The sequence below is a fragment of the Pseudomonas sp. SDO5215_S409 genome (genome assembly GCF_054071325.1).
Window position 1 is genome coordinate 1 of sequence record NZ_JBSVWN010000020.1, and the last position, 12,081, is coordinate 12,081.

Sequence of the window (12,081 nt, forward strand, 5' to 3'; positions counted from 1 at the left end):
AAGCGTCTATGGCTCGGCTGTCGAAACATAGTGGCCTACTTCAGACCATCCTTAGCTGTGCCCGGAGGTTTCTTTGAATTTTCGCCAAAATAAAGGGCGGTTGTTTGCCCTGATTATTGCGTTTGGTGTGCTGTTGGTCGTTGGCAATTATGGGTTCAAGGTCATGACGAGTGTTTACAAACAGGATGATGGCAACGGTGTCGTTGTCTATGCCGATGACTACGTGAAAACGGGTCAATGGGTTTTCGACTGCCGTAATTCACGGCTGATCAATCGTAAGCCGCTGCCAGTGCCGTTTGCTGAGCTGGAGACGACCGGTAAACTCACCATTGGTAATGCCTATCTGAAGGAAGAGGATGAACAGCCAGCGCGGGAGGCTCTGCGTGCGATCACGGGTGATCGTGATTGGTATCGTGGTCTTCGTTACCTTTATTCGGGCTTGGATGACTCAAGCGATTTGCGCGCGCACACGTTCGATTTGATTGCTAAATATGCCAATCGGTCTTGGGCGCTGAGGGTTAACCAGTGGATTCGACACGATGGGAAATCCGTCTTCACCGTGACGACGCAGCCGTATGATCCCGCTACCTATGTTGACTACAACCGGGCACTTCAGGATGCATCAACAAGCTGCCCAGTACGGCAGTAATAGAGAGTCAGCGCTCGATTCAACTGCTTGAACTCACAACCCGCCAATAGGCGGGCGTTTACTATCCGGTGATGGGTTTCATCTTCCCGATCAGCTGTTTAGCTGACACTGCCAGTTGCTGCAGTTCTCGACAGTCAGCAACCATCCATTAGCTCTGACGTTCAGCCAGAGACTGCTTCCCGTCACGAAACAGTCGTAAGGTGACTACGACCCCCGGGGCTCATCAAAAGCCCGTATCCCCGAACGTACCCCTACCCCTATAATCCGCTCGCAAGGCACGAATTATATGGAACGCACGAATCTCTCTCGGGGCACCATCTTAAAAAAAGACCTTAAAATCCAAGGTCTTTTTTTCGCCCGAAAAAAAGTCGCAAGCGCCGCGCAGAGGAGCCGGAACCGTGGAATTGACGCTGGAAGCTGTGGCACTTTTCGCACTCAAGCTGGTGCACGAAACAGACGATGGCAGCCCGGTATTGCGCGATGACCCGGTGATGGACGGCTACGACCGCGAAGTCTTCGGCCTGCTGGTGCGCCAGGGCGACGTACTCGCCCTGCAGCGCAAAATAGATGAGTGCGTGACGCAGGCGCTGACAGCCCTGGGCGGCCCCACCACCGTCATGGGCCGCGAGCTCCAGCGCTTGGCTGTCGAGGTGCAAAACGCACGAAGCCTTGAGCAGCTTGAACCGGCTGTTGATGCACTCAAGCATTATTTGAAAGCCATTCTTTAGTACGCCGCGCATGGAAACGGGACCGCCTGTGATGAGCCTCCACGGCAACGCCCATTCACAGGTACGCCACTAGAACGGCCTTCTGGTTCTGCTCACCACGCCGTTCAACCCGGCCTGGGTAAACGCAGCGCCAACCTCCCCCCGCCTCTTGGCCCGAATGCGGGCTCAAAAAACTGACTGGGCCAGCAGTCTCTTGCGAGCTCCGCTCTGCATGCACGGTCACAACCTTCACGGCGCTCTCGTTGGCCAACGTCCCTGGAATGTCCACCAGCAGCCGTAACGCGGGAGGTTTGTCTTTTTTGTCAACGATATCAATGCGCTGGGGTTCAGCCACTGATCGCATCAATCCCCCGCCAATCCCCACCAATCCCCCCAATGGGAACCACCCACCGACCTGTAACCACTCACACCTTACCCCGAGCTTTCACCCTCGTGCTTCCCAGGACAGGATACGACCATGACCCCCATTCACTCACTGCCCCGCACCCCGACGATTGACCCGTCGCATTTCCAGCCTTTTTCCCCCTCCGATTCGCAAAACGGCAACGCCGCACCCGCTGGCGGTGGGCATTCGCACGTGTCGTTCAAGTGCGGCGCAGAGGCGTCCCCGGTCAATTTCGGCGGGCCGGGCAATGCCCACCACGCGCCGCAAAGCAGTACACCGGCCGGTGCCAGCGACTCGGCGGACCCGATGGCGCAATTGATGACGCTGATTCAGGAGCTCATGCAGCGTCTGCAAGCCATGTTGCAGGGCAACACGGGGGGCGCGCAGGGCCCTGGCGAGTCCGGCGGCGGGAAGGTCGGGGGGGCAGGTGCAAGTGCAGGCCACTCCGCTGCCAACAAACCCGGCGGCGCGACGGGGGCTCAGTCACCCGGCAAGGTCGACAATGCGCCACCAGTCAATGGCAACTTCAACGAGCACTCACTGGGCAATCAGTTGAGCGTGCAAAAGTCACCGCAGGACAACGTCGGCATGGTCAATGACCCTGAGCGCGGCAATGTGATCAAGGTGGACTTCCAAAAAGGCCTCTACACCGAGCACTCCACCAGCCCGCGGGCCGAGATCAAGGACGGCACCCCGCTCAAAGAAGGCCAACCGTACAGTTTCAAGTTCGGCATGAAGCGTGAGTCCAACAACGACGGCACGTTCTTTCAGGTGCTCGACCACAACAACGCTAAACCCAGCCCGCGCGCCTGGCTGGCCACCAAAGATGGGCAGTACCAGTTGCACCTCAAGACCAGCGACGACAGCAACGCGCCCTCAAAAGTCATCAACATCGGCAAGCCCGGGGATGCGGCGAAAGACGTCGGCAAGTGGGCCGACTTCCAGATCGACTTCAAACGCGGGGTGGGCAACGGTGAAATTACCGTGAGTAAAAACGGCCAAAAGCTGTTCAACGATAAGAACATCTCGACCATGTTCAACACGCACAGCAGCGATTCCTACGCCAAATTTGGTCAATACCGCAACGAAGGCGACCACAAACCGGCAGTTAGCCTGTTTTCCGGGTTCAGCGTGGCAAAGCACTGAGACGCAACCCGGCTTGAAAGGCGCAGGCTCACCGGTACTGGGTGAGCCTGCGCTACGGCGCGCTGAACGTCGCCAGGTACGCCAGCAAATCATCAATCTTTTGCTGATCGCTGATGCCCCAGAAAATCATCCGCGTACCGCTCACCACCTTCTTTGGCGCCTCGATGTACGCGGCCAGGGTTTCACGGGTCCAGGTCACGCCGGAGTTTTTCATCGCGTCCGAATACTGATAATTCTCGGACGTCCCCGCGGGCCTGCCGATGATGCCGTTGAGCTGCGGCCCAAAACCCGGCCGGGCGTTTTCGCCGATGCTGTGGCACCCGCCACAGGTCTTGGTGAACAACTGGCCACCGGCCTGCGCATCACCCGCCGCCAGTGCGGGGGCGGCATTAAAGATCAGCGCCAGGGTCAATACGGCGATCGGTTTCATACACGCTCTCTGTCCGGCGCAAAACCGAAACCATACTCCTCGCACGCGCCCGCTGCCAGGCGCTCAGCCACACCGGCAACGGACACGCCCCGCCGCGGAAGAAAGCGCGGTTGACGCAGGAATGTTTACAAAATACACATCCAATCGAACCATTTCCTACCGCCCCTACTCCATCTATCTGAACCCTGATGGAGGAGTAGTAATCATGGCTCAGCCATCGATTCTGGTATTGGAAGACGACGAGATCATTCGCGCGTTGATGGTGGACGTACTGCAAGACTTCGGCGCCCTGGTGACGTCGTTTCCCTCAGCCGATGAAGGCATGATTTACCTGGAACGCACGAGCGACCCTGTAGACCTGATTGTCAGTGACATCCAGATGCCCGGCCTGCTCAACGGCTTTGACTTGAGCAAGGTGGTGGCCCACCGCTGGCCGTCGCTGCCGGTGGTGCTGACATCCGGCAACACGGCCATGGCTGCGCAACTGGGCACAAGCGTGCGCTTTTTGCCCAAGCCGTGGAGTAACGAGGGCCTGGTCGAGTGCGTACAGGCCGCATTAACACAAGGTACGTCGATGCCACGATAGCCTCGCGATATCACTTCACGCGAACTTCAGCGCGCCTCCTGCGGTCAATTGTTTCCCATTGGTAATTTTTCTACCCCGGGTCATCCATGGCTGGCAGGCCCCCGTTCGAGTTGACTGAATGCATTCACAGGCCCATGACGTCGGTGCGCCCTCTGTACTTGAAGCACTGCGCTGCGGTACAGCTGAATTACACGTTGCCCTGGAAAAACGCCTGCCGTTTTTCTCTCCGGGCCTGGACGCTGGCAGCTACCGGCGCCTGCTCCAGGCCTACTACGGCTTCTACCACCCACTGGAAACACAGTTGTATGAAAACGGCTTGATCCCTGACGGACTTGACCCAGCGCTGCGTCTGAAAACACCCACTCTGGTGCAGGACCTGCGCGCACTGGGCCTGGATGATCTGGCGATTGCCGCACTGCCCCGCTGCCGGTCGCTGCCGGCACTGGACACACCCGCCGCCTGCCTCGGCACGCTTTATGTGCTGGAGGGCGCGACATTGGGCGGCCAGATCTTGCGCCGGGAAATAGGCCGCACATTGGGCCTGGACGCCCACACCGGCGCTGCGTTTCTGAGCGTATACGGCGCTGAAACCGGCCGGCGCTGGAAAGATTTCCTCGACTACCTGAACGCCGTGCCGCTGCACGCACACGCCAGACAATGGGCCGTGGATGCCGCTCGCTCGACGTTCAGTTGCTTTGAGCAATGGCTCGACAGCCAGGAGGTATTGCTATGAACCCTGAAGACTTCGAAGAACTGCTGGCCAATTGCGCCGACGAACCCATCCGCTTCCCGGGCGCCATCCAGCCCCACGGCGTGTTGATGACACTGGCCGGGGCAGATTTGCAGGTGCAACAAGTGAGCGCGAATGTGGGCGAACTGTTCGGCTCCCCGGTTGAGTCCTGGCTGGGCCAGCCACTCATCCGCTTGCTCGGCGAAGGCCCTGTCAAGGCCATCCAGGCGATGGTGGAACAGGACAATTTCTTTGACGCCGCCCCGCTGTATGTCAGCTTCAACGGCGCCGAATTCGAAGCGCTGCTGCACCGTCATCAGGACGTGCTGGTACTGGAATTCGAGCCCCGCCTCAAGGCATTCACCCCCAAGGTGCTCAACGGCCGCACCAGTGACTTGAGCAAGATGCTGCACCGTTTGCAGTCGGCAAAAACCTTGCAGGCCCTGTACGAAACCAGCGTCAACGAGATCCAGGCCATGACCGGCTACGACCGGGTCCTGATCTACCGCTTTGAAGACGAGGGGCACGGTCAGGTCATCGCCGAAGCGTCTGCCCCGTCGATGGAACTGTTCAACGGGCTGTTCTTCCCCGCGTCCGACATCCCCGAACAAGCCCGGGAGCTGTACCGCACCAATTGGCTGCGCATCATCCCGAACGCGGCCTATGAACCGGTGCCACTGGTCCCCAAGCTGCGTCCCGACACCGGCCAGCCGCTGGACTTGAGCTTTGCCACCCTGCGCAGTGTGTCGCCGATTCACTGCCAGTACATGCAGAACATGGGGGTGCTGTCGTCCATGAGCATTTCCCTGATGAAGGGCGACAAGCTGTGGGGCCTGATCAGTTGCGGCAATCGGCAACCGCTGCAGGTGCCCAACGACCTGCGGATCGCCTGCCAGACCATCGGCCAGGTGCTGTCTTTGCAGATCAGCGCGATGGAAGCGTTGGAGCTAAGCCAGCAGCGCGACGAGAAACTCGACGCCCTGGCGCTGCTCAAACACGCCATGCAGGCCTCCACCGAAAACGTCTTTGACGGCCTGGCGCAGCGCCCGCAATTGCTCATGGAGCTGACCCAGGCTGGCGGTGTGGCAATCATCGAAGACAAGCAACTGCACCGCTACGGCGACTGCCCGGAGCCCGCGCAAATCCGTGCCCTGCACAAATGGTTGCAAGAAGGCGGGCAAGCGGTGTTTGCCAGCCACAACCTGGCCTCGGTGTACCCGCCAGCCGCCGATTATCAACAGGTCGCCAGCGGGCTGTTGGCCATGAGCCTGCCCAAGCCTGTGGATAACGGTGTGTTGTGGTTTCGCCCCGAGGTCAAAGAAAACATCAGCTGGAGCGGCGACCCGAGCAAGCCGCTGAACCTGGAAAAATCCGACACCGGCCTGCGCCTTCGCCCACGCACTTCGTTTGAAATCTGGAAGGTGGAAATGGCCGGCATTTCCACCAAATGGAGCCACGGTGACCGCTTCGCCGCCGATGACCTGCGCCGCTCCGCACTGGAAAACGACCTGGCCCGCCAAGTGCTGCGCGAGCAACAGGCCGTGCGGGCGCGGGACGAACTGGTGGCGGTGGTGTCCCACGATTTGCGCAACCCGATGACCGTCATCTCGATGCTCTGCGGCATGATGCAAAAGGCCTTCAGCTCCGACGGCCCCCACACCTCGCGGCGGATTTCCTCGGCGATCGACACCATGCAACAAGCCGCCGGGCGCATGAACGTGTTACTGGAAGACCTGCTGGACACCTCGAAAATCGAAGCCGGGCGCTACACCGTCAAGCCGGTGCCGCTGGACGTGGGCCAGATTTTCGAAGAGGCCTATTCGCTGCTGGCGCCGCTGGCGATGGAAAAAGGGATCGACCTGTCGTTCAACGCCGAACCCGGGCTGCACATCCAGGCCGACCCCGAGCGGTTGTTTCAGGTGCTGTCGAACCTGATCGGCAACGCCATCAAGTTCACCCCGCGCCAGGGCAATATCGGCATCAGCGCCATGACCAACGGCGAAGAGATCGTGTTTTGCGTGCGCGACTCCGGCGAAGGCATCGCGCCCGATCAACTGCCCCACGTGTTTGACCGCTACTGGACCCAAACGGAAAACAACCCCACCGGCAGCGGCCTGGGGCTGTACATCACCCAGGGGATTGTCCAGGCCCATGGCGGGCGGATCGAGGCGCAGAGCGAATTGGGCCGGGGCAGCGAGTTCCGTTTCACCGTGCCCAAGGCGGCAGAAGAATCGCCCACCTGAGCATCGGTTGCCATAGCGCGGCGGCGGGATAGATTTTCTATCCCACCAGCTGATTTCTTGTGCGTCGCACGCGTGAGCGTCATCCGCGATAGTCACTCCAAGGCCCCGGCAGTCGTCGGGGCAACCCTTGGAGAACACCCATGAAACTGCGCGATAAAGTGGCACTGGTTACCGGCGGCACCTCCGGCATCGGCCTGGAAACCGCTCGCCAATTCGTTGCCGAAGGCGCGAACGTCATCGTCACCGGCCTCAACCCCGAACGCCTGGAGGCCGCCACCCGGGAGCTGGGGCCAAAGGCCCTGGTCATCCGTGCCGACCTACGTAACCCGCACGACCTGGACCGGGTTATGTCGACCATCAGCAGCCGCTACGCCCGTCTAGACGTGTTGTTCGCCAACGCCGGTGCTGGTACTGCGGCGCCGCTGGAGGCGGTGACCCAGGCGCAGATCGACGAGCAGTTTTCGCTGAACTTCAGCGGGGTATTTTTCACCCTGCAAAAAGCTTCGCCGCTGCTGGTCAAGGGCAGCAGCGTGATCCTGACCACCTCGTTTTTGAACCGGGTGGGGGCGCCGGGGATGTCGATTCTGTCGGCAAGCAAGGCCGCCGTGCGCTCATTGGCCCTGACCGTGGGAGCAGAACTGGCGCCGCGCGGGATTCGCGTCAACGCCGTGAGCCCGGGGCCCATCAGCACGCCGTTTCACAGCAAGCTGGGGTTGTCTGAAACCGACCTGTCGGCCGTGGCCGCCAGTATCGAAAGCCAGATACCGCTGGGCCGGTTTGGCGAAGCGGCCGAAGTGGCCCGCACCGTGGTGTTCCTGGCCAGTGACGACTCATCGTTCATGACAGGTTCAGAAGTGATCGTGGACGGCGGCTTGTCGCACTTTTAACCCGCCGCTTCAATGGGCCTGGGTCAACGCCCAGGCCTTGAAGGCTTCGACCGCGGGCGTCGGGGCCACACCCTCGCGCTGCACCAGGTAATACGCCAGCTCACACGGTTGCGCCGCGCCGAACGGCCGCACCAGACGCCCCGCCGCAAGATCCCCCGCTACCAGGCTGCTGCGTCCCAACGCCACGCCATTGCCAGCGATGGCCGCCTGCATCACCGCCGCCGAATCGTTGATCTGCAACCCTCGCCCCGCCGCACTCGCATCATAGCCGACCGCTTGCAACCAGTGTTTCCAGGTAGGAAAAGCACGGCTGTCACGCATGGAAACGTCGTGGATCAGCGGGTGATGTTTAAGCGCATCGATGTCAGTCAACGGATGGGCGCCGGTGAGCAATGACGGGCTGCACACCGGAAAAAACGTCTCGCCCATCAAAAACGTACTGCTCAGCCCCGGCCATTGGCCGCTGCCGAAACGAATCCCCACGTCGATCCGCTGGGCGGTGAAATCCACCAGGCTGCCATTGGTGTCCAGGCGCAACTCGACATGGGGGTGCAATGCCTGGAAAGCCTCGATTCGCGCCAGCAGCCATTTGTCGGCAAACGCGGGCGGCACGGTCACGGTGATACTGGCGGTGTCCCGCGAACGTTTGAGTTTTTCCACCGCCGAGGCCAAAAAATCAAAGCCGGTCTGCAGGTCTGCCAGCACGGCCTGCGCCGCGTCGGTCAACTCCAGCCGGGCCGGCCCCGTACGTGCCCGATGGAAAAGAACCACGCCATGGGTGTCCTCCAGCCCACGCACCAGTTGGCCAATGGCCGCGGGCGTAACATTCAACTCCTGCGCCGCCCCGACATAACTCAAATGCCGCGCGGCGGATTCAAACGCACGCAGGGCGTTGAGGTGGTTGGGTGCTCTCATGGGGATCCGGACCTTGCAGGGTTGGGGTAATGGTTTGACGCAAGGCGTTTATAACGCGCCGATCATCAAGCACTCAACTGATCAATAGCTTGTAAGCCCTCTTCGACCCAAGCCCCCCTATCTAACCGCCAAAGCCCCGTTGTACAGTACCGCCCAGCCACGGAGTATCGGCGATAACTTTCGGCTGGCCCTTGCGCCAGGCCACGCAGGGAGCGCGCCATGAACGATACGTCCGCCACAGAACCGTTGCGCAACGACTTTTCCGACTTCAACGTCGACATGCTCCACGCCATCATGGAGTTGGTCAGCGACGGGATCTGGGACTGGAACGCCAACACCGGCTTTGTCTACCGCAACCCCGGCTGGTACGAGATGCTCGGGTACACGCCGCACTCCCTGGAAAACAGCGTCTTCACCTGGGAAAACGTGATTCACCCCGAGGACTACCCGCAGGTGATGGCATTGTTCGATGCCTACATCAACCGCCGTGCCCCGCACTATCAAGCCGAATATCGCTGCCGCAAACAGGACGGTTCCTACCTGTGGATCGAAGACCGTGGCTACGTCATCGCCCGCAACGAGGACGGGTCGGTGGCCCGCATGCTGGGCGCCCATCGCAGTATTCAGGCGCGCAAGCATTCGATGGAGCGGCTTGAACAGCGTAATCAGTCCCTGGAAGCGCTGGTGGCCGAGCGCACGCGGGAGCTGCGCCGGGTCAATCAACAATTACAGCTGCAACTGGACGAAAACCGCTCGCTGGCCGAGCGCGACGCGTTGACCCGGATCGCCAACCGCTATCGCCTGGAAAAAACCCTGCTGGAAGAATGCGAGCGCGCCCAGCGTTTTCGCGTGCCGCTGTCGTTGATCGCCATGGACGTGGATGACTTCAAGCCGATCAACGACCAACACGGGCATGCCGTCGGCGATCAAACCCTGGTGCGCATCGTGGAATGCCTGGAAGCCTGCCTGCGTCACGATGACCTGCTGGCACGTTGGGGCGGCGACGAGTTCATGGTGATCCTGCCCAAGAGCCCGCTGGACAGCGCCCGGGCATTGGCCGGGCGCATGCGCGATGAACTCAAGGCCATGCCTGCGGTGGGCGACTTCAAGGTCACCCTCAGCCAGGGCGTGGTGGAGCGGCGCCACGACGAGTCGCCCGCCAGCCTGATGGCCAGGGCCGATCAGGCGTTGTACCGCGCCAAGGCGATGGGCAAGGACGCGGTGTCCGAGTAGCGCTCAGCGCACCGGCGGCGCGTATTGGATACCGCCGTCGCTCCACAAGGCATTGAGGCCGCGCTTGATCTTCAGCACGCTGCCCTGGCCGATGTTGCGCTCGAACACTTCGCCGTAGTTGCCCACCTGCTTGACGATCTGCACCACCCAGTCCTTGCGCAGCTTCAGGTCCTTGCCATATTCACCGTCGGCCCCCAGCAGGCGCGCCACGTCGGGACTTTTGCTGGACGCGGCCTGCTCTTCGACGTTTTGCGAGGTGATGCCCATTTCTTCGGCGTTGAGCATGGCAAACAGGGTCCACCTGACGATGCTGAACCACTCATCGTCGCCCTTGCGCACCAACGGGCCCAGGGGCTCCTTGGAGATCACTTCCGGCAGCACGACGAATTCGTCCGGGTGAGCCATTTTGATCCGCTGCGCATACAGGCCCGACTGGTCGGTGGTGAGCACGTCGCAGCGCCCGGCCTCCAGGCCCTTGGCGCTTTCATCGGCGGTGTCAAACGTGATGGGGGTGTATTTGAGGCTGTTGGCGCGGAAATAGTCCGACACGTTCAGTTCGGTGGTGGTGCCGGCCTGGATGCAGACGGTCGCGCCGTCCAGTTGTTTGGCGCTGGTCACGCCAAGCTTGGTGCTCACCAGAAAACCGATGCCGTCGTAGTACGTCACGCCGGTGAACACCAGGCCCATGCCCGCGTCACGGGAGCTGGTCCAGGTGGTGTTGCGCGAAATCAGGTCGATCTCGCCCGACTGCAACGCGGTAAAACGCTCCTTGGCGGTCAGTTGGCTGAACTTCACTTTCGAGGCGTCGCCGAACAGGGCGGCGGCCACCGCGTGGCACACGTCCACGTCGATGCCGGTCATCTTGCCCTTGCTGTCCGGCACACCAAAACCGGGTAACCCGTCGCTGACGCCGCACTGGATAAACCCTTTCTTCTGGATGGCGTCCAGCGTGGCGCCCGCGTGCGCGGTGGCGCTCAAGCCCACGAGGGCGGCGGCGGTGAATGCAGCCAGAATGGATGTCACGTTTTTCATGCGAGGCACTCCCTGTCGATCTTTATTATTCGGCGCTGCCAACCCGCGCCGGTTTATAGTGTTGCCGGCCAGTATCAGCGGTTTTCAAGCTGTGCCACAAACGACGTTTAAGCTTGGGCTCCTTCCGATTTGGAATGAACTGGGCCTTGATAAGGATTGCCCACCCCGTGATCTCCAAACGCCTGACGCCTTCGATGACCGCCCTGCAATGCTTTGAAGCCGCCGCCCGCCACCTGAGTTTCACCCGCGCCGCCCAAGAGCTGCACCTGACCCAAAGTGCGGTGAGCAAGCAGGTGGCGCAGTTGGAAGAAATGCTCTGCCACAACCTGTTCGAGCGCGTGCGCCAGCGTCTGTACCTGTCGCCCGCCGGTGCGCTGTACCTGGAGGAGGTGCGCAAGATCCTCAACCAGGTGGACATTTCCAGCCGCTACATCCTGACCTACGGCGGTGAAACCGAAGTGCTGCGCATCGCCACCCAGCCGACCTTCGGCGACCGCTGGCTGGTGCCCAAACTCAAGGACTTCGCGGCAAAGCATCCCAATATTCACCTGGATGTGCGCAACGCCCTGGAGCCCTTCGACCTGTTGCAGGCCAAGGCGGACATCGCGTTTTTCTTCGGCCAGGGCACGTGGCCAGGGGCTGTGTGCACCGAGCTGTTTCGTGAGGCGGTGGTGCCGGTCTGCGCGCCGGGGTTTGTCGCCAACGGCAGCGATGCCTCGTCCCAACACACCCTGCTGCAATGCACCTCCCGCCCCGAGGCCTGGCACGCCTGGTTTCTGGAGCAGGGCCTGCACTCGCAAAACAGCTACCACGGGCCCCGGTTCGACACGTTTTACATGTGCATCCGTGCGGCGCAATCGGGTTATGGCGTCGCGCTGGTGCCGCACTACCTGGTGGCCGAAGAACTCGCCGGCGGCAGTTTGATGATCCCTTGGGAGTACCGCATGCCCAGCGCGGGCGCGCACTTTATCGCCCATGCCGAACACGCCGGCGAGATCCCCAAAGTGAAGGCGTTCCTTGCCTGGATGGTGGCGTACGTCGCGGCACATCGCGATTTTTAATAATGACCCGGCGACTTTATTTCGTTTGCGGCGGTGTGCGGCGCACGGCTTAGATA

General features: G+C 61.1%; 12 protein-coding genes. 9 read left to right on the plus strand and 3 right to left on the minus strand.

The window, feature by feature from the left end:
- Nucleotides 1-73 precede the first annotated feature (73 nt).
- The 3 genes from ACW9H9_RS12545 (at nt 74) to ACW9H9_RS12555 (ending at nt 2,908) form a co-directional block, all read left to right on the plus strand.
- A complete protein-coding gene (locus ACW9H9_RS12545) occupies nt 74-649 on the plus strand; it encodes a hypothetical protein (protein WP_457343516.1) in 576 nt (191 codons plus the stop codon).
- A gap of 398 nt (nt 650-1,047) precedes the next feature.
- A complete protein-coding gene (locus tag ACW9H9_RS12550; protein ID WP_457343517.1) occupies nt 1,048-1,377 on the plus strand; it encodes a hypothetical protein in 330 nt (109 codons plus the stop codon).
- Between the two features lie 457 nt (nt 1,378-1,834).
- On the plus strand, nt 1,835-2,908 hold the full coding sequence (locus ACW9H9_RS12555; protein ID WP_457343518.1) for a heparin lyase I family protein: 1,074 nt from the start codon (nt 1,835-1,837) through the stop codon (nt 2,906-2,908).
- A gap of 52 nt (nt 2,909-2,960) precedes the next feature.
- Here the strand turns inward: ACW9H9_RS12555 and ACW9H9_RS12560 are convergent, their stop codons facing one another.
- Complete coding sequence (locus ACW9H9_RS12560; protein WP_457343519.1) at nt 2,961-3,338, minus strand: c-type cytochrome; 378 nt, start codon at nt 3,336-3,338, stop codon at nt 2,961-2,963.
- 205 nt (nt 3,339-3,543) lie between these two features.
- On the opposite strand from ACW9H9_RS12560, the gene ACW9H9_RS12565 reads away from it, so the two are divergent.
- From ACW9H9_RS12565 to ACW9H9_RS12580, 4 genes are all read left to right on the plus strand, one after another.
- Nucleotides 3,544-3,924: a response regulator gene (locus ACW9H9_RS12565; RefSeq protein WP_457343520.1), complete on the plus strand. Its 381-nt coding sequence runs from the start codon at nt 3,544-3,546 to the stop codon at nt 3,922-3,924.
- A 118-nt stretch (nt 3,925-4,042) separates the two neighbouring features.
- Nucleotides 4,043-4,657, plus strand: a complete 615-nt coding sequence (locus ACW9H9_RS12570) for a biliverdin-producing heme oxygenase (protein WP_457343521.1) — start codon at nt 4,043-4,045, stop codon at nt 4,655-4,657.
- The gene (locus ACW9H9_RS12575) at nt 4,654-6,897 is read left to right on the plus strand and encodes an ATP-binding protein (RefSeq protein WP_457343522.1); all 2,244 of its coding nucleotides are present in this window, start codon (nt 4,654-4,656) and stop codon (nt 6,895-6,897) included. The genes ACW9H9_RS12570 and ACW9H9_RS12575 overlap by 4 nt, the downstream gene beginning before the upstream one ends.
- A gap of 140 nt (nt 6,898-7,037) precedes the next feature.
- Complete coding sequence (locus ACW9H9_RS12580; RefSeq protein WP_457343523.1) at nt 7,038-7,784, plus strand: SDR family oxidoreductase; 747 nt, start codon at nt 7,038-7,040, stop codon at nt 7,782-7,784.
- Nucleotides 7,785-7,793: 9 nt separating this feature from the next.
- On the opposite strand, the gene gcvA is transcribed toward ACW9H9_RS12580, so the two are convergent.
- Nucleotides 7,794-8,699 carry a transcriptional regulator GcvA gene (gene gcvA / locus ACW9H9_RS12585; RefSeq protein ID WP_457343524.1) on the minus strand — a complete coding sequence of 302 codons (906 nt, stop codon included), beginning with the start codon at nt 8,697-8,699 and terminating at the stop codon, nt 7,794-7,796.
- A 219-nt stretch (nt 8,700-8,918) separates the two neighbouring features.
- On the opposite strand from gcvA, the gene ACW9H9_RS12590 reads away from it, so the two are divergent.
- On the plus strand, nt 8,919-9,932 hold the full coding sequence (locus ACW9H9_RS12590) for a sensor domain-containing diguanylate cyclase (RefSeq protein WP_457343525.1): 1,014 nt from the start codon (nt 8,919-8,921) through the stop codon (nt 9,930-9,932).
- Nucleotides 9,933-9,935: 3 nt separating this feature from the next.
- On the opposite strand, the gene ACW9H9_RS12595 is transcribed toward ACW9H9_RS12590, so the two are convergent.
- On the minus strand, nt 9,936-10,964 hold the full coding sequence (locus ACW9H9_RS12595) for an amino acid ABC transporter substrate-binding protein (protein WP_457343526.1): 1,029 nt from the start codon (nt 10,962-10,964) through the stop codon (nt 9,936-9,938).
- Between the two features lie 170 nt (nt 10,965-11,134).
- On the opposite strand from ACW9H9_RS12595, the gene ACW9H9_RS12600 reads away from it, so the two are divergent.
- Entirely contained in the window at nt 11,135-12,025 is an 891-nt protein-coding gene (locus tag ACW9H9_RS12600; RefSeq protein WP_457343600.1) for a LysR substrate-binding domain-containing protein, read from the plus strand.
- Nucleotides 12,026-12,081 lie beyond the last annotated feature (56 nt).

Excerpts from the sequence above, each read along its gene's own strand:
- ACW9H9_RS12575 (WP_457343522.1), top strand. The coding sequence starts at position 4,654 with ATGAACCCTGAAGACTTCGAAGAACTGCTGGCCAATTGCGCCGACGAA.
- ACW9H9_RS12595 (WP_457343526.1), bottom strand. The coding sequence starts at position 10,964 with ATGAAAAACGTGACATCCATTCTGGCTGCATTCACCGCCGCCGCCCTC.
- ACW9H9_RS12555 (WP_457343518.1), top strand. The coding sequence starts at position 1,835 with ATGACCCCCATTCACTCACTGCCCCGCACCCCGACGATTGACCCGTCG.
- ACW9H9_RS12580 (WP_457343523.1), top strand. The coding sequence starts at position 7,038 with ATGAAACTGCGCGATAAAGTGGCACTGGTTACCGGCGGCACCTCCGGC.
- ACW9H9_RS12570 (WP_457343521.1), top strand. The coding sequence starts at position 4,043 with ATGCATTCACAGGCCCATGACGTCGGTGCGCCCTCTGTACTTGAAGCA.
- ACW9H9_RS12565 (WP_457343520.1), top strand. The coding sequence starts at position 3,544 with ATGGCTCAGCCATCGATTCTGGTATTGGAAGACGACGAGATCATTCGC.
- ACW9H9_RS12590 (WP_457343525.1), top strand. The coding sequence starts at position 8,919 with ATGAACGATACGTCCGCCACAGAACCGTTGCGCAACGACTTTTCCGAC.
- gcvA (WP_457343524.1), bottom strand. The coding sequence starts at position 8,699 with ATGAGAGCACCCAACCACCTCAACGCCCTGCGTGCGTTTGAATCCGCC.
- ACW9H9_RS12560 (WP_457343519.1), bottom strand. The coding sequence starts at position 3,338 with ATGAAACCGATCGCCGTATTGACCCTGGCGCTGATCTTTAATGCCGCC.